At 73.2% G+C, this 22,973-nt stretch carries 19 protein-coding genes; 7 read left to right on the top strand and 12 right to left on the bottom strand.

Annotated features, from left to right (window positions below):
• Positions 1-21 precede the first annotated feature (21 nt).
• A complete protein-coding gene (locus ACFYMO_RS25040) occupies positions 22-333 on the top strand; it encodes a hypothetical protein (RefSeq protein WP_366773610.1) in 312 nt (103 codons plus the stop codon).
• A 111-nt stretch (positions 334-444) separates the two neighbouring features.
• Here ACFYMO_RS25040 and ACFYMO_RS25045 read toward each other — a convergent pair whose 3' ends face one another.
• From ACFYMO_RS25045 to ACFYMO_RS25075, 7 genes are all read right to left on the bottom strand, one after another.
• Positions 445-1,119: a LuxR C-terminal-related transcriptional regulator gene (locus ACFYMO_RS25045; RefSeq protein ID WP_019355434.1), complete on the bottom strand. Its 675-nt coding sequence runs from the start codon at positions 1,117-1,119 to the stop codon at positions 445-447.
• 264 nt (positions 1,120-1,383) lie between these two features.
• On the bottom strand, positions 1,384-3,195 hold the full coding sequence (locus tag ACFYMO_RS25050) for a hypothetical protein (protein ID WP_388549049.1): 1,812 nt from the start codon (positions 3,193-3,195) through the stop codon (positions 1,384-1,386).
• A gap of 149 nt (positions 3,196-3,344) precedes the next feature.
• On the bottom strand, positions 3,345-4,751 hold the full coding sequence (locus tag ACFYMO_RS25055; RefSeq protein WP_366773612.1) for a PQQ-binding-like beta-propeller repeat protein: 1,407 nt from the start codon (positions 4,749-4,751) through the stop codon (positions 3,345-3,347).
• Between the two features lie 274 nt (positions 4,752-5,025).
• Positions 5,026-6,885, bottom strand: coding sequence for an ABC-F family ATP-binding cassette domain-containing protein (locus ACFYMO_RS25060; protein WP_388549052.1), 1,860 nt, complete (start codon positions 6,883-6,885; stop codon positions 5,026-5,028).
• A 121-nt stretch (positions 6,886-7,006) separates the two neighbouring features.
• Positions 7,007-7,972: a DMT family transporter gene (locus ACFYMO_RS25065; RefSeq protein ID WP_366773614.1), complete on the bottom strand. Its 966-nt coding sequence runs from the start codon at positions 7,970-7,972 to the stop codon at positions 7,007-7,009.
• A gap of 212 nt (positions 7,973-8,184) precedes the next feature.
• Positions 8,185-9,819, bottom strand: coding sequence for a penicillin-binding transpeptidase domain-containing protein (locus tag ACFYMO_RS25070; protein WP_366773615.1), 1,635 nt, complete (start codon positions 9,817-9,819; stop codon positions 8,185-8,187).
• A gap of 355 nt (positions 9,820-10,174) precedes the next feature.
• Positions 10,175-11,971, bottom strand: coding sequence for a phospholipid carrier-dependent glycosyltransferase (locus ACFYMO_RS25075; RefSeq protein ID WP_366773616.1), 1,797 nt, complete (start codon positions 11,969-11,971; stop codon positions 10,175-10,177).
• Positions 11,972-12,049: 78 nt separating this feature from the next.
• Between ACFYMO_RS25075 and rsmI the strand changes: the two genes are divergently transcribed.
• The 3 genes from rsmI to ACFYMO_RS25090 all read left to right on the top strand — a co-directional run bounded on the left by rsmI (position 12,050) and on the right by ACFYMO_RS25090 (position 14,536).
• A complete protein-coding gene (gene rsmI, locus ACFYMO_RS25080; protein WP_388549057.1) occupies positions 12,050-12,904 on the top strand; it encodes a 16S rRNA (cytidine(1402)-2'-O)-methyltransferase in 855 nt (284 codons plus the stop codon).
• 349 nt (positions 12,905-13,253) lie between these two features.
• On the top strand, positions 13,254-13,544 hold the full coding sequence (locus ACFYMO_RS25085; RefSeq protein ID WP_388549060.1) for a hypothetical protein: 291 nt from the start codon (positions 13,254-13,256) through the stop codon (positions 13,542-13,544).
• An 89-nt stretch (positions 13,545-13,633) separates the two neighbouring features.
• Positions 13,634-14,536: a TatD family hydrolase gene (locus tag ACFYMO_RS25090; protein WP_388549063.1), complete on the top strand. Its 903-nt coding sequence runs from the start codon at positions 13,634-13,636 to the stop codon at positions 14,534-14,536.
• A 61-nt stretch (positions 14,537-14,597) separates the two neighbouring features.
• On the opposite strand, the gene ACFYMO_RS25095 is transcribed toward ACFYMO_RS25090, so the two are convergent.
• Together ACFYMO_RS25095 and ACFYMO_RS25100 are read right to left on the bottom strand one after the other, a co-directional pair.
• Entirely contained in the window at positions 14,598-15,716 is a 1,119-nt protein-coding gene (locus tag ACFYMO_RS25095; protein WP_366773619.1) for an NADH:flavin oxidoreductase, read from the bottom strand.
• Between the two features lie 56 nt (positions 15,717-15,772).
• On the bottom strand, positions 15,773-17,284 hold the full coding sequence (locus ACFYMO_RS25100) for an MFS transporter (RefSeq protein WP_388549066.1): 1,512 nt from the start codon (positions 17,282-17,284) through the stop codon (positions 15,773-15,775).
• Between the two features lie 141 nt (positions 17,285-17,425).
• Between ACFYMO_RS25100 and ACFYMO_RS25105 the strand changes: the two genes are divergently transcribed.
• The 3 genes from ACFYMO_RS25105 to ACFYMO_RS25115 all read left to right on the top strand — a co-directional run bounded on the left by ACFYMO_RS25105 (position 17,426) and on the right by ACFYMO_RS25115 (position 19,919).
• Positions 17,426-17,872: a MarR family transcriptional regulator gene (locus ACFYMO_RS25105; protein WP_366773621.1), complete on the top strand. Its 447-nt coding sequence runs from the start codon at positions 17,426-17,428 to the stop codon at positions 17,870-17,872.
• Positions 17,873-18,015: 143 nt separating this feature from the next.
• A complete protein-coding gene (gene rsmA, locus ACFYMO_RS25110) occupies positions 18,016-18,981 on the top strand; it encodes a 16S rRNA (adenine(1518)-N(6)/adenine(1519)-N(6))-dimethyltransferase RsmA (protein WP_366773622.1) in 966 nt (321 codons plus the stop codon).
• The gene (locus tag ACFYMO_RS25115) at positions 18,978-19,919 is read left to right on the top strand and encodes a 4-(cytidine 5'-diphospho)-2-C-methyl-D-erythritol kinase (RefSeq protein ID WP_366773623.1); all 942 of its coding nucleotides are present in this window, start codon (positions 18,978-18,980) and stop codon (positions 19,917-19,919) included. The genes rsmA and ACFYMO_RS25115 overlap by 4 nt, the downstream gene beginning before the upstream one ends.
• 62 nt (positions 19,920-19,981) lie before the next feature.
• Here ACFYMO_RS25115 and ACFYMO_RS25120 read toward each other — a convergent pair whose 3' ends face one another.
• The 3 genes from ACFYMO_RS25120 to cbiQ all read right to left on the bottom strand — a co-directional run bounded on the left by ACFYMO_RS25120 (position 19,982) and on the right by cbiQ (position 22,972).
• Positions 19,982-21,241, bottom strand: coding sequence for a serine hydrolase domain-containing protein (locus tag ACFYMO_RS25120; RefSeq protein ID WP_366773624.1), 1,260 nt, complete (start codon positions 21,239-21,241; stop codon positions 19,982-19,984).
• Between the two features lie 154 nt (positions 21,242-21,395).
• Positions 21,396-22,220: an energy-coupling factor ABC transporter ATP-binding protein gene (locus ACFYMO_RS25125; RefSeq protein ID WP_388549071.1), complete on the bottom strand. Its 825-nt coding sequence runs from the start codon at positions 22,218-22,220 to the stop codon at positions 21,396-21,398.
• Positions 22,208-22,972 (bottom strand): cobalt ECF transporter T component CbiQ, encoded by a 765-nt coding sequence (cbiQ, locus tag ACFYMO_RS25130; RefSeq protein WP_366773625.1) that lies wholly within the window; start codon positions 22,970-22,972, stop codon positions 22,208-22,210. Before cbiQ ends, ACFYMO_RS25125 begins: the two co-directional genes overlap by 13 nt.
• Position 22,973: the final 1 nt, after the last annotated feature.

Raw genomic sequence — 22,973 nt, forward strand, 5'->3', positions numbered from 1 at the left:
CGCGAAGGACACTGAAGCGCAATGAACGACAACAGCACCGAAAAGCCCGCCGCCCGGCAGGTGGCCACCGACGTCGAGGAGCTGGAGCGGCGCTCCAGCACCGCGGCCCGCCTCTTCGACGTACGGCGCATCATCGGCGGCCTGTTCGTGGTCTACGGCGTGCTCGTCACCCTCGCGGGGGTCTTCGCCTCGGACGAGGACCTGAAGAAGGCCCAGGACATCAACATCAACCTGTGGACCGGACTCGCCATGCTGATCCTGGGCCTGGGCTTCCTGCTGTGGCTCCGCCTCAGCCCCACGATCCCGCCACCGGCACCGGAGGACGAGGAGTAGGCGGCGCCCGGTCCCGTCAGCGGCACACCGGAGCCGCTGACGGGGCCGGAGCCGTCGGCCGACGGAGCGCGGACGGAACCTGGACCCGGCGTGCGCGGCGCGTGCGCCGGGTCAGCCGCCCGTACCGCCGACCCGCTCCAGCAGTCCGGTGCGGGCGGCGAGCGCGGCCGCCTCCAGACGCGAACCGACCCCCAGCTTCATCAGCACCCGCTGCACATGAGTGCGGGCCGTGCTGGGGGCGATCCGCATGCCGGCCGCGATCAGCCGGGTGTCCTCGCCCTCGGCGACCCGCACCAGCACCTCCACCTCCCGCGGGGTGAGCATCTGCAGCAGCCGGGCCCCCTCGTCGTCGGGCTCGGCGGCCGGGTTGAGCAGCTCGGCGAACGACTGGCTCAGCAACTGCGGCGCCACGGCCGCCTCACCGGCCCGCGCCTTGACCATGGCCCGCTCGACGCCCTCGATCCGCTCGTCGTGCCGCACATAGCCGGACGCCCCCGCCGCGAAGGCGGAGGCGATCCCGCGCGGGCTCGGCACCGGGCCGAGCACCACCACCGCGATCTGCGGCTTCTCTCTCTTGATCCGCACCACCGGATCGAAGACGCCCGGCTCGGCGGGCGTCGCCGTTCCCAGCAGGCACACCTCCGGCGCCCTGCTGATGACCAGTTCGGCCGCGCCGCCGCTGGGCGCGGCCGCCGCGAGCACGCGGTGCCCGCGCAGCTTCAGTGCCGAGGCAAGGGCCTCGGCGAGCAGGCGGTGGTCATCGACCACCATGAGCCGCACGCTCATCAAGCTCGCTCCCCCCACACACGCTACGGATGGCCCCGCACCCCCCAGCGCAGCCCGTCTCCTGTTCCCCGGGAAGCTACACGCTCACTCGGCGTTCCGCGCCCCTTACGGGCTGAAATCCCCAAGGGAGGGCTTGAACACGGCCCCCGGAACGGCCGACGGCCCGCCACGTGTGCCGTGGCGGGCCGTCGGGGGCCGGTCAGGACGGGGACGGTTCCCCGGCCCCGCACCGCGGCTGCGCCGCCGCGCGGGGGTCCGGCGGACTCACTGCGGACCGAAACCGGCCGCCAGCTTGTCGAAGGGGTCGTCGTAGTTGCTGTCGGGCTTGGAGACGGTCGAGGAGCTCAGGAAGAGCTTGCCGTTCTGGAAGCGCAGCGGCTCCCGCAGGCTGCTCGCACTGATGTTGAACGCCTGCTCGCCCTCGCCCTGCTCGACCCGCGGCATCTTCAGCAGCAGCGTCTGCTTCCCCTTGCCGGGCTCGATGCTGACGACCTCGCCGCCCGCGTCGTAGTCCGGCAGCTTGTAGGCGAGGAGGTTGGGGCCGTCCATCCGGATCGGCACGAAGCTGCGCTTCTCCCCGGCCTCGGCCTTCCACTTGGTGTGCCCGCTGTCGAAGTCGAACGCCATGATCTCGTTGGTCCGGCCGTACTCGGCCTTGCCGCTGTGCTCCTCCGTCGCGAGGTAGACGGTGTCCTTGCCCACCGCGATGTTGTAGCAGCTGTCGACCTCGACGCCGCAGGGCCGGACGTAGTTGTCGTCGATCGAGATCCGGGCCTTGAGCTTCTTGTCCTCACCGACCGTCATGACGTCGCTGGTGAGTTCGCTCCCGGCGCCGACCACCAGGACGAGCGGATCGGTGGAGGCGATCCGTACGTTCTTCGCGCCCTTGGGCACGTCGAACTTCCAGGTGGCCTTCCCCTTGTTCTTCGGGTCGAGCCGCTGCACGCTGATCTGCGGCTTGGAGAAGCTGCCGCACTCGGTGACCGCGTACAGCTCCTTGCCGCCCGAGTACCCCTCGTCGCGGCAGTTGCTCGACTTGCTCTTCCACAGCTGCTTGCCCGAGGGGATGTCGTAGGCGGCGGAGCCGCCGATCCACGCGGTGGCCACGGTGTCGCCGCTGATGGCCACGTTGTCGTTGGACGACTCGTCCTTGGCGCCGGACATCTTCTCGTCCATGACGATCTTCCCGGTGTCCAGGTCGACCGCGACCATCCGGTTGCAGGAGGCGTTGCTGGAGATCGTCTCGCGCACGACCATGGCCACCTCGTGGCGCTTCGTCATGCCGTTCGAGGCGCTGCACACCTCGCCCTTCAGCGACACCGGCGACTTCTGCTCGTCCGTCTTGAGGTCCACGATCAGGAGTTCCTTGACGGAGACCTTGGCGAACACCTTGTCCGTGGCCCAGACTCCGGGAACCTTGGTGTAGTCCTTGACCTTGGGGTCCTGGATGTTGAACAGCTCGCCGCCCTTGGTGCTCTTGGGCTTGGTCTCCAGACCGTCGCCCTTGGACTTCTGCGAACTGCCCTTGGACTCGTCCTTCTTCCCGCCCTCGTCGTCACCGCGAGTGAACAGGAACACGCCCGCACCGGCGATCAGCACCACCGCGACGGCAGCCGCGATCAGGGCGATGAGCTTGGTGTTCTTCTTGCCGCCCCCGGGCCCGCCGGGCCCGCCGGGACCGCCGGGACCGCCGGGGCCTCCTGGCCCCTGGTACCCGGGCGGCGGCTGCTGGCCGTAGGGGCCGGGCTGGCCGTAGGGCGCCGCCGGCTGGCCGTAGGCCATGGTGGGCGCGCCGTGCTGGCCGTCGGCCGGCGGACCGGCGGGCCCGGGCGGGCCGGGCGGCGGGCCGGGCGGCGCCGGCGGCGGTCCCGGCGGACCGGGCGGGCCCGGCTGCTGCGGATAGCCGTAGCCGCCCGGCGGTGGCGACTGCGGGGGCTGCGGCGGCTGCTGAGGCGGCTGTCCGGGCTGCTGCGGATAGCCGTAGGCCGGCTGCCCCTGCGGATCACGCGGGGGCTCCTGCGGTGCGCCGAAGCCCCCGGACGGCGGCTGGCTCGGTGGCGGAGGCGGCTGCGACATGACATTCCCTTGGTACGGGCAGACCGCGCGCCCGGCGCCTCAAACCCCCGTAGGGCCGAGCGAATCGGACATCATGGCCCACCATCGGCAGACTGCTGAGCGGACATTCTTTCTACCACCGGACTCCCGGGACCCGGATCCCGGTTCCGTCACCGTCCGGTACCGAACCCCATGGCCAGTGGCGCCTCCTCCTTGGCGTCGGTGTCGTTCTTCCCGTACAGCAGGCTCCGTTGCAGGAAGAGCCGGCCGCCCACGTAGAGCGCGGGGGCGCTCCGGCTCATCGTCGGCACCCGGAAGCCGCTCTGCTGCTCGGCGGTTTCGTCCGGCAGCCGCAGCAGCCCGTGCTGCTCACCGTCCCCCGGGGACACGCTGACGACCTGGCCGCCCTTGTCGTAGGTGGGGGTCACGTATGCGATCGCCTTGTCGCCCCGGGTCCCGATGGGAAACACCGTGCGGCCCTCGCCCGCGCTGGACTTCCACTTCGGCTCGCCGCTGTGGAAGCCGAAACCCATGACCTCGTTGGTGCGGGACAGGGAGTCGTCGCTCTTGCCCGAGTGCTCCTTGGTGGCGATGTAGACCATGTCCTCGGTCGCCACGACGTTGAAGCACGCCTCGCTGCCCAGGTCGCCGATGCCGCAGCCCGGTTCGTAGCGGTCGCCGAGACTGAAGGTGGCGGCGATCGAGCCGTTGTCATCGATCGTCATGACCTCCGACTCCGATGCGTCGCCGATGCCCAGCAGCAGCACGATCGGATCGGTGTCCACGATGCGAATGGCGCGCCCGTCCTTCAGATTGTGGGGCAGCCGCATGTCCCAGGTGGAGTGGCCGGTCTTGGGGTCGAGCTGGTTGACCGTCAGCGACTCGTCGCACTCCAGGACCACCAGCAGCCGGGCGCCGCCGCCGTACCGGCTGTGCTCGCAGGTCTCCCCGGTCTCCTTGCTCTTCCACAGCGGGTCACCGCCCTCGATCGGGAAGGCGGCGAAGCCGCCGATCCAGGAGAGCGCGACAGTGTCCTGGGCGACGGTCAGGTTCACGTCGCCGCCGCCGAAGATGGTCCTGCCGATGGGGATGGGCTGGTCCCACAGCTTCTTGCCGGTGTCGACGTCGAAGACGGCGACGGAGTTGCAACCGCCGCTCCCCTTCTCGAAGGCGACAGCAGTGCGGTGGTCGTCGGTCATGTGCGGCGACGCCGCGCAGACCGGGCCGCCCAGCGGGATGCGCCAGGCGCGTTCGCCGTTCATCCGGTATCCCTCGATCGCGTTGATCGAGGACTTGGCGTAGATCTTCTCGGTGGCCCAGCTCCCGCCGGCGCCCTGGGTGTCCTTGACGTGCGTGTTCGGCTGTTCGAGCGAGAAGAGCTGCTTCGCGTGGCTGCCGCCCGGGACGCCCGCCTGGGAGCCCCCGCCGCCCTTGTCGTCCTCGCCGCCGGAGGAGAACAGCCATATGCCACCCGCGACCAGCACCACGGCGACCACCGCCGCGAGGATACGGACCGCCTTGGGGCTGCGGCCGCGCGGCGTGAACGATCCGCCGGCCCCCGGCGGCGGAGGTGGCATCTGCGGAGCGGACGGGTAACCGCCGTACGGCGCCTGGCCGAAGCCCGGTCCGGTCGGCGGTGCGGCGGGAGGTACCGGCGGCTGCTGCGGTGCCGACGGTTGCTGCTGCGGTGACGTGTGCTGCAGTGGCGGTGCCTGCGGCGGTGGCGGCTGCGCGGGTGGATTCCAGCCACCCTGGGGAGGCTGACCGGGCGGTGGGGGCGGCGGCTGTGTCATCGCGGTTCCTCAGGAAGGAGCAGGGCGCCCCTTTCTACCACCGCCCCCGGCGGAGTTGTCATGCACCTTCGCTATCGGCCAATTCCAGCCAGCGCATCTCCAACTCCTCGCGCTTCTCGCGCACCTCGCGCAGTTCGCCGTCCAGCCCCGCCACTCGCTCGAAGTCGGTCGCGTGCTCGGCCATCTCGGCGTGCAGGGCCGCCTCGCGCTGCTCCGCCTTCTCCAACTGGCGCTCGATCCGCTGCATCTCCTTGTGCGCAGCGCGGGAGAGCGCCGCGGGCTTGGCCGGCTCCTTGGTCGACCGGTCCGCCCCGCCCCCGGTCCGGTCCGCGGCGGCGGCGGGCGCCGACGCGGCGGCCGCGGTCTCCATCCGGGCCCGGCGCTCCAGATACTCGTCGATGCCCCGCGGCAGCATCCGCAGGGTGGCGTCGCCCAGCAGCGCGTAGACGCGATCGGTGGTGCGCTCGACGAAGTACCGGTCGTGCGAGATGACCACCAGCGAGCCGGGCCAGCCGTCCAGCAGGTCCTCGAGCTGGGTGAGGGTCTCGATGTCCAGGTCGTTGGTCGGCTCGTCCAGGAAGAGGACGTTGGGCTCGTCCATCAGCAGCCGCAGGATCTGCAGCCGCCGCCGCTCGCCGCCGGAGAGGTCGCCCACCGGCGTCCACTGCTTCTCCTTGGCGAAGCCGAACCGCTCGCACAGCTGCGAGGCCGTCATCTCCCGCCCCTTGCCCAGATCGATGCGGGAGCGGACGGCTTCCACCGCCTCCAGAACCCGCAGCGCCGGGTCCGGTTCGGCGACCTCCTGGGAGAGGTAGGCCAGCTTCACCGTCCTGCCGACTTTGATCCGCCCCTCGGTGACCAGCGGCGAGGGCTGTTCACCTCCGGTGGCGGCGGTGTCGGCCAGGGCACGCAGCAGCGAGGTCTTGCCCGCGCCGTTGACGCCCACCAGGCCGATCCGGTCACCGGGGCCCAGCTGCCAGGTGAGCTGTTTGAGCAACAGCTTCGGCCCGGCCTGCACGGTGACGCCCTCCAGGTCGAAGACCGTCTTGCCCAGCCGGGAGTTGGCGAAGCGCATCAGTTCCTGGCTGTCCCGGGGCGGCGGCTCGCCCTCGATCAGCGCGTTCGCCGCCTCGATCCGGAAGCGCGGCTTGCTGGTGCGGGCCGGGGCGCCGCGCCGCAGCCAGGCCAGCTCCTTGCGCATCAGGTTCTGCCGCTTGGACTCCTCCTGCGCGGCGATGCGCTCCCGCTCGGCGCGGGCGAAGACATAGTCGGAGTAGCCGCCCTCGTACTCGTGCACCGCACCGCGCTGCACGTCCCACATGCGGGTGGCGACCTGGTCGAGGAACCAGCGGTCGTGGGTGACGCACACCAGCGCGGAGCGGCGGGCACGCAGGTGCCCGGCGAGCCAGGAGATGCCCTCCACGTCGAGGTGGTTGGTCGGCTCGTCCAGCACGATCAGGTCCTGCTCGGCGATGAGCAGCTTGGCGAGCGCGATCCGGCGGCGCTCACCGCCGGAGAGCGGGCCGATCACGGTGTCCAGGCCCTGCGGGAAGCCGGGCAGGTCCAGGCCGCCGAACAGCCCGGTGAGCACGTCGCGGATCCGCGGGACGCCCGCCCACTCGTGGTCGGCCAGGTCGCCGACCACCTCGTGCCGGACGGTGGCCCGCGGGTCGAGGGAGTCGTGCTGCGTCAGCACGCCGACCCGCAGCCCTCCCGCGTGGGTGACCCGGCCCGCGTCCGGTTCCTCCTCGCGGGCCAGCACCTTGATCAGGGTGGTCTTGCCGTCGCCGTTGCGGCCCACGACTCCGATCTTGTCCGCCTCGTTGACGCCCAGCGAGACGGTGTCGAGGAGGGCGCGGGTGCCGTGCACCTTGTCGACGGTTTCCATGTTGACGAGGTTGACGCGGTTACCAGCCATCACTCTCCTGTTGGGGGCCAGCCACCAGGGTAGCTCCGTCCCGGCCGCCGCCGAGCAGCGGCCGGGTCCCCGCGGGCGGGACCGCCGGGGACGGGCCCGCACGGGCGCCGTACCCCGGGGCTCAGGTGCCGTGCAGCATCAGCGCTATGCCGCCCACCATCAGCACGCTCGCGGCGGTCCTGGGCCAGCCGAAACGCTCCTTGAAGAAGAGGGCGCCGATCGCGGCCCCGGCGATGATCGACGACTCCCGCAGCGCCGCCACCGGTGCCAGCGGTGCCCGGGTCTGCGCCCACAGCACCAGCCCGTAGGCCAGCACCGACAGCGCCCCGCCCAGCAGCCCGCGCAGGGCAACCGGGCGCAGCCCAGCGACCAGGGCGCGACGGCGGGTGAGCAGGGCCCAGACCGGGATGGCCAGCCCCTCCAGCAGCATCAGCCAGGCGATGTAGCCCAGCGGGCTGCCCGCGGCCCGCACGCCCACCCCGTCCACGACGGTGTACGACGCGATGGCCAGGCCCGTGCACACGGCGGCGGTCAGCGCGGGCCACTGCGGGCCGGCACCCGTGCCGGAACCGGAAGCCGCCTCACCGGGCCCGGAGGCCGCATCACCGGAGCCGGTGCCCGCTTCCCCGGGGCCGGAGGCCGCATCACCGGAGCCCGATTCCGGGGAGCGCCCCGCACCGCGCAGTCCCCACAGCGCCACGCCGACCAGCCCGGCGGAGGCCAGCAGCACCCCGGCCAGCTGCCATCCGTCCGGCATCTCGTGCACGAAGACGGCCGCGAGCACCGTCACCACGAGCGGCGCCGTCCCCCGGGCGATGGGGTACATCTGCCCGAACTCGCCCATCCGGAAGGAGCGCATCAGCAGCGCCTGGTAGACGACGTGCAGCGCCGCCGAGAACAGCAGCGGCGGCCAGGCCTCGGCGGCCGGGAGCGGGGCGAAGCAGGCCAGCGCGGCGCCGCACAGCGCACCGCCACTGCCGACCAGGGTGAAGGCGAGCAACTGGTCGCGGATGCCGTGCGCCAGCGCGTTCCAGGTGGCGTGGGTGAGCGCCGCGGCCAGCACCGCGGCGACGACTATCGGGGTCACCCTGCGCTGCCGCAGGCGGCGCGGTCACGGAGTCGATGCGTCATGCACAGGACGCTACCGCCGCGTTGATCAGCGCCTTTACCGGGGTGCCCGGGTTCGGCGGCGGCGGTGCGGCACGGGCCCGGCGGCGGCGGTGCCGGAGCGGCCCGGGCGGCGGAGTGCCCGCCGGCCGGTACGGCGGTGCCGTACCGGCCGGGGCGGGCGGCGCGGCCTCAGCCGCGGGCGGCGTCCAGCACCTTGCGCACGATCGGGCCGGCGTTCTCGTTGCCGTGCCCGGAGGCGGGTACGACGGCCGCCGCGGCGGCGTCACCCGAGTACGCGGTGAACCAGGCGTTCGGCTTCTTCTGTCCGTCGACCTCCGCTGAGCCGGTCTTCGCTCCGAAGTCCCCGCTCATCCCGGCCATCGGCTGGGCCGCGGTGCCACCGGTGGCGGTGACCTTCATCAGGGACTTGAGGTCCTTGTGCACGCCGGGCTTCATGGTGCGCGGCGCCTTGGCGAGGGTGCGGTCGTCGACCGACGGGGGCACCACGTACGGCTGCCGGAAGGTGCCGTTCTGCACGGTGGCGGAGACGGACGCCATGTTGAGCGGGTTCATCCGCACCCCGCCCTGGCCCATGAGCGAGGCCGCCATCTGGGCATCCGACTGGACCGGGACCCGGCCGTCGAAGGTGGTGGTGCCGGTCTTCCAGTTGAGCCCGATGCCGAAGACGTCCCGGGCCTCCTTGGTGAGGTCGTCGTCCTTCAGTTCGGGCGCCTGGCTGATGAAGGCGGTGTTGCAGGACCGGGCGAAGCTCTGCGCGAAGGTGCCGTGCTTGATCTCGAAGTTGTCGTCGTTGTGGAACTTCCAGCCGCCGTACGTGAAGTACTTGGGGCACGGATGGGTCTTGCCGGGCGAGGCGAGGCCCTTGTCGAGCAGCATGGCGCTGGAGACGACCTTCATGGTGGAGCCGGGGGCCAGCGAGCCCTGCAGGGCGCTGTTGAAGCCCTTGGCGGGGGAGTTGGCGATGGCCAGGATCTCGCCGGTGCTGGGCTTGACGGCGACCACGGAGGCCTTCTTCTTGCCCTTGACGGCGGCCTCGGCCGCGCGCTGCGCCCCGGCGTCGATGGTCGTCTTCAGCTTTCCGGGCGTGGGCTCGGAGAGCTGGCGCAGCACGGTGTCGGTCTTGCCCTTGGCGTCGACGAGGCGCGTCTGCACGCCCGGGGAGCCCTCGGTCTTGTCGCCGTAGCGCTTGCCGATGTCGCGGATCACCCCGGCGAGGGCGGGGTGGTCCTCGGCGCTGAGCGGCGAGCCGTCCCGGTCCACGGCGGTGACGGGCGGGGTGCCCGACTCGTCGGTGACGATGGTCCGGCCGTCCTTGAGCTTGGGGTGCAGCACGGCCGGCTGCCACTCGACCACCGGCTCGCCGGTCTTCGCGGCCCGGACGATCTTCAGTGCCGAGTCGTACTTCCAGGCGGCGTCCTTCTTGCCGTAGGCGACCCGCGCGGTGACGTCGAAGGGCACCTTCTCGCCGTCGGCCGCCTCGGGGGTGGCCGTGACCTTGGAGACGTGGGCCTTGCTGCGGAAGGCGCCGAGCGCCTTGGCGGCCGCTGCGGAGTCGTCGGTCAGCGCGGCGGCCTTCTTGGTGTCGCCCTCGGCCCAGGCGCTCAGGAATTCCTTGGCGGCGGTGCGCACTTCGGCCGCGCTGAGCGGACCCTTCTTGGCCTCGGCCGCCTTGCTGTCCGCGGCGACGGTGCTCTGGGCCTCCTCGCCGTCGCTGCCGACGAGGGCGTAGACGCCGACGCCGGCGAGCCCGACGACGGCGGCGGCGACCCCGCCGATCACGGCCATCTTCTGTGTGTCGCGCATCCGCGTTCTGCCCCTCCACCCGCCTTGGCCCGGTCTGCCGGCCGAAGTCCTGACGCGAGGCACCCTAGAGCACGTCCATGACAGAACGTGCCCCCGTGTGCCCGTTCAGCCCCTTCTGCCGGTGTTCTGCTTCCCCGTGTGGCCCGGATTCCGCCGGTTCCCGGCGGTCCGGACCGAGGAACGGAACCGCCGCCCCTCGGGGCCGCGCAGCCGCGGCCCCTGGGGCAGACGAGCAGCGCGGGGCGATCGGTTCCGTATCACGGGCTTGTGTCCGAATCGCGATCTTCGCTGAGCGTTTTCGTGATCTGCCAGTTCACTCGACAGTCGTTTCCGGTCGGAAAACGCCCACTTCAGGTCAGATCCAGGAGTCCAGCCACATCCGGTGCCGCCACTCGCCCAGCGGAATCGTCTGCCCGGTGTAGATGGGCCAGAAGTAGACGAAGTTCCACACGATCAGCAGCCCCACCACGCCGACCCCGACCACACCCAGGGTGCGCCGTCTGTCGTCCGCACCCGGCGGCCCGGTCAGCGCCCCGGCCGCCATCGCCAGCCCGAGGCACAGGAAAGGGAGGAACACCACGGCGTAGAACAGGAAGATGGTGCGCTCCTGGTAGAGGAACCAGGGCAGGTAGCCGGCGGCGACACCGCACAGGATCGCGCCCGCCCGCCAGTCGCGGCGCAGCAGCCAGCGGTACCCGACGTACAGGAGCGCCGCGCAGGCGGCCCACCACAGCACCGGGGTGCCCAGCGCCAGGACTTCGCGGGCGCAGCCCTCGGCTTTGTCGGTGCAGCCGTCGGAGCCCGCCTCGGGCGACTCGTAGAAGTAGGAGACGGGACGGCCCAGGACCAGCCAGCTCCACGGGTTCGACTGGTAGGTGTGCCCGGAGGTGAGGTTGACGTGGAAGTCGTAGACCTCGCTCTCGTAGTGCCACAGGCTGCGCAGCGGTCCCGGCAGCCAGCCCCACGGGCCGGCGGCGCCCTGCTCGTCCGCCCAGTTCCGGAAGTAGCCGCCGGAGGTGGCGAACCAGCCCGTCCAGGAGGCGATGTAGGTGGCCACCGCGACGCAGGGCAGGGAGAGGAACGCGGGCACCGCGTCCCTGGTGAGCATGGCCGGCACCGGGCGGGAGGCGCCCGCGGTGCGGCGTGCCCCCATGTCCCACAGGACGGTCAGCAGCCCGAACGCGGCCAGCACGTACAGGCCGTTCCACTTGGTGGCGCAGGCCAGCCCCAGGCACACCCCGGCCGCCAGCCGCCACGGCCGCCAGCCCAGTCGCGCCCGGTCCGCCACGGTCGCGTCGGGCAGCGGAGCGCCGCTGCCGTCGCCCGCGTCGGTACCGGCCCGCGGCAACCGGGCCGCGAGCCGTTCCCTGGATCTGTCGCGGTCGACGAGCAGGCAGCCGAACGCGGCCAGCACCCAGAACATCACCACCAGGTCCAGCAGCGCGACCCGGCTCATCACGAAGTGCAGCCCGTCCACGGCCATCAGGGCACCCGCCAGGCAGCCCAGCGCCGTGGAGCGGAACAGCCGGCGCCCGATGCGGCACAGCATCAGCACCGAGAGGGTGCCCAGCAGCGCCGTCATGAACCGCCAGCCGAACGGGTCGAGCCCGAAGACGGCCTCGCCGAGCCCGATCACCCACTTCCCGACGGTCGGGTGGACGACGTAGGAGCCCTCCGGCGAGAGCGGGATGCGCTGCGGATCGCCCAGGATGCGCTCGTTGGCGTTGTCCGGCCAGGTCCCCTCGTACCCGAAGTGGATCAGCGACCAGGCGTCCTTGGCGTAGTACGTCTCGTCGAATATGACGGCGTGCGGCGAGCCGAGCTGCCAGAACCGCAGGGCTCCGGCGAGGAGCGCGACCAGCAGCGGGCCGCCCCAGGATGCCCAGCGCGCCAGCCGCAGCGACACCTCGGGGCCCAGTCCGAAGACCGCGCCCAGCCGCGGATCCGGCGCCGGGAACGGCGGCGTGAGGCGTTCGCGGACACCGGCGCGCGGCCGGGCCGCGTAGCCGAAGCGGCGCAGCCGCACCTGCCACCGGGGGAGCGGCGGCGGGCCGCCCTCGTCCCCGGCGCTGCCCTCGCAGCCCGGGCTGCCGGGCCCGTCCTGCCTGCGGTCGGCGTCGCCCACGGTGTCACTGGTCGTCACGCGGGCCATCGTAGGGACCGCCGGGGCGGCGTGTGCCGCCGCGTCACCGCTGCGGGATCGGACGGGTGACGCTGCGAGGATGGACGGGTGACTGGAACGCTCGTCCTCGCCGGGACTCCCATCGGCGACCCTTCCGACGCCCCGCCGCGCCTCGCGGCCGAGCTGACCGCCGCCGACATCGTCGCCGCCGAGGACACCCGGCGGCTGCGCAGGCTGACCCAGGCGCTGGGGGTGGCGCCGGGCGGGCGGATCGTCTCCTACTTCGAGGGCAACGAGGCCGCCCGCACCCCGGAGCTGGCCGAGGCGCTGGCGGGCGGTGCCCGGGTGGTGCTGGTGACCGACGCGGGGATGCCCTCGGTGTCCGACCCCGGCTACCGGCTGGTGGCCGCTGCCGTGCGGCACGGGGTGCGGGTGACCGCGGTCCCCGGCCCTTCCGCGGTGCTGACGGCGCTGGCGGTCTCGGGGCTGCCGGTGGACCGGTTCTGCTTCGAGGGGTTCCTGCCGCGCAAGCCCGGCGAGCGGCGGGGCAGGCTGCGCGAGGCGGCCGAGGAGCGCCGCACCCTGGTGTACTTCGAGGCGCCGCACCGGCTGCGGGCCACGCTCACCGCCATGGCCGAGGTGTTCGGCGCGGAGCGGGAGGCCGCGGTGTGCCGGGAGCTGACCAAGACCTACGAGCAGGTGCGGCGCGGCCCGCTGGCGGAGCTGGCCGAGTGGGCCGCGGAGGGCGTGCGCGGGGAGATCACGGTCGTGGTCCGGGGGGCCGAGCCGCCCGCGGCGGGCGAGGCGGACGCGGCGGAACTGGCGCGCCGGGTCGCGGAGCGCGAGACGGCGGGCCAGCAGCGCAAGGAGGCCATCGCGGAGGTGGCCCGCGGCGCCGGGGTGCCCAAGCGGGAGGTCTTCGACGCGGTGGTCGCCGCGAAGAACGCCGGACCGCGCGGATAGCCCGCGGTGGCCGCACCGGGTGCGGCCACCGTTCGGTGGGGCGGCGTCGGGGAGCGCGGGGGCGCGGGTGCACGCGCGCCGGGCGTGGAAAAGGGCGCCGAATTGCGGATGTGCGCGGCGGGAGCGGTGGCGGGCGCGCGGGTGAGCACGGGAATCCGCGATTGAGCGGTAAATATGAGTAAAGGACTTTTGCGGATACGCAAAGGGAATGCCCATGGAAGCCCGCCATCTTGACGCTCGGCCAAAATCTCCACAAACGAAGAGAAAGAACCCCGGGTCCCGCCTTTCGGACGGCGGCCGCGAGGAGTGCACTGGCAGTGGGCGTATCCGCCCGAAGGAAGGAGCTGCCATGAAGCACGAGAGCGGCAACAGCACGGACCTGGCCGACCAGACTCGGGAGACGGTGCACGAGGCGTACTCGTTCGCCTGCATGAAGTGCGGGCACGGGTGGGAGCAGGACTACGAGATACAGCACCTCGAATACACCGACGGCAGGCCCCTGGTCGTGTATTACGCGGACGGCAAGCGCGTCCCCTCGCCGCTCACCAAGCCCACGTGCCGCTTTTGTGACGGACATGTCGTCCGCATCATGCGCTCGGGGCGGGTCTCCAAGGCCGAGGCGGCGCGCCCGCACCACTGAGGGCGTGCGCCGCGGGTCGCGAGCCGGGGCCCCCGCCGGGCTCCGCCTCGGTGCGGACCGGAGGGACGGCGGGTTCTATGATCGCCGGTATGTCCCCCTCCGCGACCCCTGACGACGCAGCGCACTCCGCGGCCGGGGCCGCGGCCACGAACACCGCGAAGGCTCGGGCGGCACAGGCACCTCCGCCACCGCCCGAGCCGCTCGCGTTCCCGGTCGCGGACTCCCACACCCACCTGGACATGCAGGAGCCGGACGTCGCCGACGCGCTCGCCGCGGCCGCCGCCGTGGGCGTGACGACGGTCGTCCAGGTCGGCTGCGACCTGGAGCGCTCCCGCTGGGCCGCCGAGACGGCCGCAGCGTGGCAGAACGTGTGGGCCGCCGTCGCGCTCCACCCGAACGAGGCTCCCCGGCTGAGCGACGAGGGCGGCGACGAAGCGCTGGACGAGGCGCTCGCCGGTATCGAGAAGCTCGCCGCCCTCCCCCAGGTGCTGGCGGTCGGCGAGACCGGCCTGGACTACTTCCGCACCGGCCCGGAGGGGGTCGGCGCCCAGCAGCGCTCGTTCCGCGCCCACATCGAACTCGCCAAGCGGCTGGACAAGGCGCTGGTCATCCACGACCGCGAGGCGCACGCGGACGTGCTGCGCATCCTGGAGGAGGAGGGCGCCCCCGAGCGGACCGTCTTCCACTGCTTCTCCGGGGACGCGGAGATGGCGAGGCTGTGCGCCGCCAAGGGCTGGTTCATGTCCTTCGCCGGGAACATCACGTTCAAGAACGCCCAGCCGCTGCGCGACGCCCTCGCGGTGGTCCCGCCCGAACTGCTGCTGGTCGAGACGGACGCGCCGTTCCTGACTCCCGCGCCCTACCGCGGCCGCCCCAACGCGCCCTACCTGATCCCGGTGACGCTCCGCGCCATGGCGCGGACCAAGGAGCTGGACGAGGAGCGGCTGGCCCGCCACGTGGCCGCCAACACGGCCCGCGCCTTCGGCTACTGAGGCGCGGCCGTCCGGCCGCGGGCCGTGGGCGGGCGGCCGGCCACCACAGCCGGGCCGGCCCTCAGCGCAGCGTCTTGAGCGCCTCCCCGCTGGGAGAGGCGATGTCGGCGGTCCTTCCGGTCAGGGTCTTGACGGCCCACTCGGGATCGGCGAGGAGCGCGCGGCCGACCGCCACGAGGTCGAACTCGTCCCGCTCCAGGCGGTCCAGCAGCTGCCCGATGCCGGTGGCGCCCGAGCCCTTGCCCCGGAAGAGGTCGAAGAACTCGCCGTCCAGGCCGACCGAGCCGACCGTGACGGCCGGCCTGCCGCTGACCTTCTTCACCCATCCGGCGAAGTTGAGGTCGGAGCCGTCGAACTCCGGCAGCCAGTAGCGGCGGGTGGAGGCGTGGAAGGCGTCGGCTCCGGCCTCGACCAGCGGAGTGAGCAGCGTGTCCAGCTCCACCGGCGTCTCGGCCAGCTTGGCCTCGTAGTTGTCCGTCTTCCACTGGGACAGCCGGAAGAAGAGAGGGAAGGAGTCGGACACCGCGCTGCGGCACGCGGCCACGATCTCGGCGGCGAAGCGGGTCCGGGAGGCGATGCCGCCCCCGTAGGCGTCGGTGCGGCGGTTGGTGGAGGACCAGAGGAACTGGTCGATGAGGTAGCCGTGGGCGCCGTGCAGTTCCACGCCGTCGAATCCGAGGCGTTCGGCGTCCGCCGCGGCGGTGGCGAACGCGGCGACGACGTCGTCGAGGTCCTGCTGCGTCATGGCGCGGCCCTTGGGCTCGCCCCGCAAGGACAGCCCCGAGGGGCTCACCGGCTCGGCGTCCGGCACGGGCGGGGCGCCCGGGGTCCGGGTGACGCCCACGTGCCACAGCTGCGGGATGATCTTCCCGCCCGCTCCGTGCACGGCTTCCACCACCTCCGACCAGCCGGCGAGCGCGTCGTCCCCGTGGAACCGCGGCACCCGGTCGCTGGTGCCGGCGGAGGCGTGGTCCACGTAGGTGCCCTCCGTGACGATCAGCCCGACTCCGGCGGCGGCCCGTCGCGCGTAGTACTGCGCCACGTCGGGCCCCGGGACGCCGCCCGGGGAGAACTGCCGGGTCATGGGCGCCATGACGATCCGGTTGGGCACGTGGAGTCCGCGGACCCCGAACGGCCGCGAAAGGCTGCGGGCGGCGCGGTCGGCTTCCTGGTGGGACATGTCGTCTCCTCTGCTGGGTGTGCTGGGCGGGGTTCCCGGGGCCGCGTCGGGCCTCGTCAGCGGGCCGGCGCCCGGGCGGCGGCCGGCTCCGGCACGCTCCCGGTGCCCGGGCCGGAGAGGACGGGTGCTTCCTGCGCGCCCGCACGGCGGGTCGCCAGCCCGACCAGGGCGGCGAGGGCCACCAGGAGGAACGCTCCCCCGGCGAGCGCGAAGCTGAGCGTGAACTGGCTCTCCTCGGGCAGTTGGGGTGTCCCGGCCGGGAGGTGCTGGATGGTCTTCGAGGCGAGCAGGGAGGTGATCACCGCGCTGGCGACGGCGCTGCCGACGGACCGGGAGATGGAGTTGATGCCGTTCGCGATGCCGCTCTGGTGGTGCGGGACGCCCGCCGCGATGAGGGCGGGCATCGCCGCGTAGCCGAAGCTGATGGCGACGCCGACGACCATTCCCGCGAGGATGACGTCCGGGGTGCTGTCGTGCTGGAGGGTCAGCCAGGCGAAGCCGGTGACGCCGAACGCGGCGCCCGCGACGAGGGTGAGCCGCGCCCCGATCCGGCTCACCAGCATGCCGCCGAATTGTGCGGCGACGAGCGAGACGAGTGTGGTGGGCAGCAGGTACTCGACGGAGGCGCGCAGCACGGAGGCACCGAAGCCGTACCCGGTGAGCTCTTCGGGCATCTGCACCAGATAGGACACTCCGATGAACTGCGCGAACATCGCGAAGCCGACCAGCAGCCCGGCGATGTTGGTGAAGAGCACCGGGCGGTGGACGAACATCCGCATGTCGACCATGGGCTCGCGGACCCGGCGTTCGATCAGGACCCACAGCCCGGCGGTGACGGCGGAGCCCGCGAACAGCGCGAGCGTACGACCGGAGGTCCAGCCCCACTCGTGCCCCTGGGAGATGGGGAGCAGCAGGAGGACCAGCATCGCGGCGAGGGCGGCGGCGCCGAGCCAGTCGGTACGTCCGCCGGTGCGGTGCCGCGAGGCGGGCACGACGAGCAGCACCCCGATCAGTGCGAGGACGGCGAGGCCGCAGGCCAGCCAGAAGACCCGGTGGTAGTCGGGGTGCGCGCCCTGCGTCAGCAGTCCGGCGCCGACCAGCGCCAGGCCGCTGCCGAACGCGAGCGTGCCGCTGACCAGGGCCATCGCGGTGTGCAGCCGCTCGTGCGGGATCTCCTCGCGGAGCACGGACAGCGCGAGCGGGAAGATGGCGGTGGCCGCGCCCTGCAGCACGCGCGCCACGATCAGCAGGCTCAGCGAGTCGGTCGTCGCGGCCAGCACGGAACCTGCGGCCAGCAGCACCAGGACGCCCACGAGGGTCGGCTTCTTGCCGTGCTGGTCGCCGAAGCGGCCGAGCAGCGGGGTGAAGACGGCGGCGGAGAGGAGGGTGGCGGTGGTGACCCAGCTGACGCCGGAGGTGCTGGTGCCCAGATCGCGCTGGATGACGCCGAGGATGGGCACCACCAGCGTCTGCATCATCGAGACGACCATGGCGGCGAGGCCCAGGACCAGGACGAGCCCGAATCCGGCGGGGCCGGGCGCGGAGGACGGAGGGTGTGTGGAGGTCATAGGTGTTCCCGGGAGTGAGGCCGTACCGGTGTGCCCGGAGGCCAATGCTTGAGTATCTACATGCTTGAGAAATTCAAGTAAGTGCCCGAAGGTAGCCCCAGGCAATTGAGATAGTCAAGCTTTGCGGAGTACTGTGACCGCATGCCGGACGCCACTGGTGCCCCCGGACCCGGTCCAGCGCACCCCACCAAGACCCAGCTCATCGAGCTGCTCGCGCATGTACTCAGCGCGCACGTCGCCGACTTCACGGCCGCGTCCGCCGCGTCCGACCTCACCGCCAGCCAGGCCAAGACGCTGGGCGTACTGCGCCGCTCCCCCGCCTCGATGCGCTCCCTGGCCGCCAGCCTGGCCTGTGACGCGTCCAACATCACCGGCATCGTGGACCGCCTGGAGAAGCGGGCCCTCGTGCGGCGGGAGGTCAACCCCGAGGACCGGCGGATCAAGAACGTCGTCCTCACGGAAGAGGGCGCGCGGACCATCGACACCGTCCGCGAGACGATGCACCGCACCCAGCAGGCCCTGGACAGGCTCTCGGGCGAGGAACGCGCGGAGCTGTACCGGCTGCTGGAAGCCGTCTTCCCGGAATAGCCGCCTCCCGGTCGCGACGGCACCGCCACCGGCCGCCGGCACCGCCCCGGCCTGCCGAAGCCCACAGCCGCCCGCAGCCGTCCGCCGGGGCCGCTGGACCGCCCGGCGGTCCGGCGCACCCCGCACGGCCGTAAACTGGCGCGGTGAGCGCTGCCCCTTCCGACCCGTCCGCCACGCCCGACGCCTCCGGCAGCGGGGTGCTGCTCGGCCCCGCAGAAGTGCGGGAGCTGGCGGAGACCCTCGGAGTGCGGCCCACCAAGCAGCGGGGGCAGAACTTCGTCATCGACCCGAACACGGTGCGCCGCATCGTGCGCACCGCCGGGGTCCGCGCGGACGACGTGGTGCTGGAGATCGGCCCCGGGCTCGGGTCGCTCACCCTGGCGCTGCTGGAGATCGCGGCGGCGGTGACCGCCGTGGAGATCGACGACGCGCTGGCCGCGGCCCTGCCCGCGACCGTGCGGACCCGGCTGCCCGAGCGGGCCGCGGACTTCCGCCTGGTGCACGAGGACGCGCTGCGGATCGAGGAGCTGCCCGGCCCGGCGCCGACCGCACTGGTGGCCAACCTCCCCTACAACGTGGCCGTCCCGGTCCTGCTGCACCTGCTGGCCGCCTTCCCGAGCATCGAGCGGACCCTGGTGATGGTGCAGGCGGAAGTCGCCGACCGGCTCGCCGCGCCGCCCGGCTCGAAGGTGTACGGCGTACCGTCGGTCAAGGCCGCCTGGTACTGCGAGGTCAAGCGGGCCGGAGCGATCGGGCGGAACGTCTTCTGGCCCGCGCCCAACGTCGACTCCGGGCTGGTCTCGCTGGTGCGGCGCCCGCACCCGCCGGCGGCCGGCGTACCGCGCGCGGAGGTGTTCGCCGTGGTGGACGCTGCGTTCGCGCAGCGCCGCAAGACGCTGCGGGCCGCGCTCTCCGGGTGGGCGGGCTCCGGCGCCGCCGCCGAGGAGGCGCTCCGCGCGGCCGGGGTGTCCCCGCAGGCGCGCGGCGAGTCGCTGACCGTCACCGAGTTCGCCGCCGTCGCCGCGCACGGCCCGCGCCGCGACCGACCGCCGCAACGGCCCGGCCGAACCCCCGGCGACCAGAACCCGCACGAGGAGCGCAGCACGTGACCCAGCCCGCAGCCAGCACCCCCGACACGGTCACGGTCCGCGTCCCGGCCAAGGTCAATGTGCAGCTCTCGGTCGGCGGAGTGCGCCCCGACGGCTTCCACGGCCTGGCCAACGTGTTCCTCGCCGTCGGCCTGTACGACTCGGTCAGCGCCACCCGCGCCGACGCGCCGCTGCTCACCGTCTCCGGGCCGGACGCAGCGCTGGTGCCGCAGGACCGCACCAACCTGGCGGCCCGCGCGGCGGCGCTGCTGGCCGCACGGCACGGGCTGGCCGCCGATGTGCACCTGCACATCGCCAAGGACATCCCCGTCGCGGGCGGGATGGCGGGCGGCAGCGCGGACGCGGCGGGCGCCCTGCTGGCCTGCGACCGGCTGTGGGGGCTGGACACCCCGCGCGAGGAACTGCTGGAACTCTGCGCCGAGCTGGGCTCGGACGTGCCGTTCAGCTTCGCGGGCGGCGCCGCGCTCGGGGAGGGCCGGGGCGAGGTGCTGACCCCGCTGGAGGTCGGCGGCGCCTTCCACTGGGTGTTCGCGGTCGCGGACGGCGGGCTGTCGACCCCGGCCGTCTACCGGGAGTGCGACCGGCTGCGGGAGGCCGCCGGGACGGGTTCCTCGGCCGCCGACATCCCCGAACCGGCCGCCTCCCGAGAGCTGCTGGCGGCACTGCGCACCGGCGACGCCGCGGCGCTGGCCGCGGCCCTGCGCAACGATCTCCAGCCGGCCGCCCTCTCGCTGCGCCCCTCGCTGGCCGAGACCCTGGAGACCGGCCTGGCCGCGGGGGCGCTGGCGGCGCTGGTCTCCGGCTCCGGCCCGACCTGCGCGTTCCTGGTGGCCGACCCCGACTCGGCGACCCGCGTCGCACACGCCCTCACCGCTTCCGGCACCTGCCGCGGGGCGCGCGCCACCACCGGCCCGGCGCCGGGCGCCTGCCTCGTGTGAGCCGGCGGTCCCGCGGCGCGTGGCGGGAGCGACGGTTCTGACCGCCACGTCCCGCCCCTCGGTCACGGCTGTGCGACGACCGTGCGCAGCGCGCGGATCAAGGCCTGCGGACGGGGATCGCTGGTGACCGAGCGGTGCAGGGTACCGGTGGTGTAGCCGAAGGAGGTGGCCGTCTCCGGATCGGCGAAGCCGAGCGAGCCGCCGCGCCCCGGGTGGCCGAACGAGCCGGACCCGAGCAGCGGGCAGGCCGAGCCGTGCAGCATGTATCCCAGCCCGAACCGGGTGTTGACCACCAGCACCCGGTCGGGCCCGTCCGCGTCCAGGGCGCGGGCCTGGGCCAGCGTCGCGGGCGTGAACAGCCCCCGCCGGGCCGCGCGGGAGCGCTGCTCGGCGGCGTCCCCGTCCAGCGGGCCCAGCAGCGCCGCGTAGAAGGCGGACAGGGAACGGGCCGTGGCGATGCCGTTCGCGGCGGGGAGTTCGGCGGCGCGGTAGGCCGGGTCGTTCTCGTCCGGCTTCGGAGCCAGGGCCCCGAAGGCGCGGCGGGTGAGGGAGTCCGGATCGGCGTAGGCGGCGGTGACCGCGCGCTTGGGCCGGGTGCGCAGCGCGCCCGGCTCCGGCGCGGGTGCTTCCTGTTCGGCGACCCGGGCCACCCGGCCGTCGGCCGCCACCTGCTCGGGCAGTCCGATCCACAGGTCGAGCCCGAGGGGTGCGGCCACCTCGTCGGCGAACCAGCGTCCCAGGCTGCGGCCGCCGCTGGCGCGCGCCACCAGTTCGCCCAGCAGCCAGCCGAAGGTGTGCGGGTGGTAGCCGTGCGCGACTCCCGGCTCCCACTCGGGGGTCTGCGCGGCGAGGGCGCGCGCCGCACGCCCCGGCTCCAGCGCCTCCTGCGGGGTGAGCGGAGTGCCGAGCGCGGGCAGTCCGGCGCGGTGCGTCAACAGGTGGCGGACCAGGAGCCGTTCCTTGCCTGCCGTCTTGAACTGCGGCCAGTACGCGCCCACCGGCGCGTCCAGGTCGAGCTGGCCGCGCTGGTGCAGCAGGTGCGGGACGGCCGCCGCCGGCCCCTTGGTGGCCGACCGGACGAGGACGGCGGTGTCCCGTTCCCAGGGTGCGGCGGCCGGATCGGCCGGATCGGTGCTGCCGCCCCACAGATCGACGACCTTGCGGCCGTCCCGGTGCACGGCCAGCGCCGCGCCGCGTTCGCCGCGCCGCGCGAAGTTGCGTACGAAGGCGTCCCGGACGGGCTCGTACCCGTCCGCCACCGTGCCGTGCACCGCCACCTCCGCGCCGTGCTCGGCCACCGCTGTGTGAACGACCTCTGCCACGTTTCCTTCGCTCCTGTCGCCTGGGGGCGCTTTTGTGGCGCCGCGCCCCCCATGGTCCTACGCGCCGCACGGTGCCGTGCGCCGGGGGCGGCCTCGCCGGTGCGGCCCCGGACACCGGGGCCGGGCCGACTCGGGCGACCGGTGCCGGACCCGCTCAGGCGACCGGCGCCGTCACCGAGCGCGGGTCGAAGCCGAAGGGCAGTTCGAGGCGGTGGGCGCGCATCAGCTCGGCGTCGGAGAGCAGCTCCTGAGTGGTGCCGTCGGCCACCAGCACCCCGTCGCTGAGCACCACCGAGCGGGGGCACAGCTCCAGCGCGTAGGGCAGGTCGTGGGTGACCATCAGCACCGTCAGGTCCAGCGAGCGGATCAGGTCGGCCAGCTCGCGGCGGGCCGCCGGGTCGAGGTTGGAGGACGGCTCGTCCAGCACCAGGATCTCCGGACGGCCGGCAAGCACGGTGGCGACCGCGACGCGGCGCCGCTGGCCGAACGAGAGGTGGTGCGGCGCCCGGTGGGCGTGTCCGGCCATCCCGACGCGCTCCAGCGCCTCCTGCACCCGGGCCTCCAGTTCGGCGCCGCGCAGTCCGGCGGCGGCCGGGCCGAAGGCGACGTCCTCGCGGACCGTGGGCATGAAGAGCTGGTCGTCCGGGTCCTGGAAGACGATGCCGACCCGGCGCCGGATCTCCGCGAGATGGGCGCGTTCGGCGCGCAGCCCGGCCACGGTGACCGAACCGGCGCCGGGCGTCAGGATGCCGTTCAGATGCAGTACCAGCGTGGTCTTGCCCGCGCCGTTGGGGCCCAGCAGCGCGACCCGCTGGCCGCGCGGGACGGTCAGATCGACGCCGAACAGCGCCTGGTGGCCGTCGGGGTAGGCGTAGGCCAGGCCGCTCACCTGGAGCGAGGGCACCGGTGCCGCGCCGTCGGCGGCCGTCCCGGCGTCCTGGCCGGCGTTCGTTTCGGTGGAGGAAGTCACAGCACCCATCCCAGGAGGCAGATCGCGAGGGCGGTCACCGGCAGCGCGGCCGAGAGGGCCCACTCCGCGCGCGCGGCGGGGCCCGCGCCCAGAGCGGGCGGCATGCTGCCGGCGTAGCCGCGGCTGAGCATCGCCAGATGCACCCGCTCGCCCCGCTCGTAGGAGCGGATGAACAGCGAACCGGCCGACTTGGCCAGCACTCCCCAGTGGCGCGGCCCGCGGGCCTCGAAGCCGCGCGAGAGGCGCGCGGTGCGCATCCGGCGCATCTCCTCGCTGATGACGTCGGCGTAGCGCACCATGAACGTGGCGATCTGGCACAGCAGCGCGGGCATCCGCAGCCGGGCGAGGCCCAGCAGCAGGTCGTTCAGCCCGGTCGTGGAGGCGAGCAGGACCGAAGCGGCCACTCCGAGGGTGCCCTTGGCCAGGACGTTCCACGCGCCCCACAGGCCGGGTTCGGACAGCGAGAGCCCCCAGACGGTGATCCGCTCGCCCTCCGCGACGAACGGCAGCAGCACCGCGAAGGCCACGAACGGCACCTCGATCGCCATCCGGGTCAGCAGATGGCGCGGCGGCACCCGGGAGACGGCGGCGACCGCGGCCAGCAGCACCGCGTAGGCGCCGAACGCCCACATGGCCTCGCGCGGAGTGGCGACGACCAGCAGGACGAAGCAGAAGACCGCCGCCAGTTTGCAGTGCGCGGGCAGCGCGTGCACGGGCGAGTGGCCGTGCTTGTAGAGCTTGTGCGCGTGTCCGGCACCCATG

Origin of the sequence: Streptomyces sp. NPDC007025 (assembly GCF_042869455.1) — a bacterium.
Classification (GTDB): Bacteria; Actinomycetota; Actinomycetes; order Streptomycetales; family Streptomycetaceae; genus Streptomyces.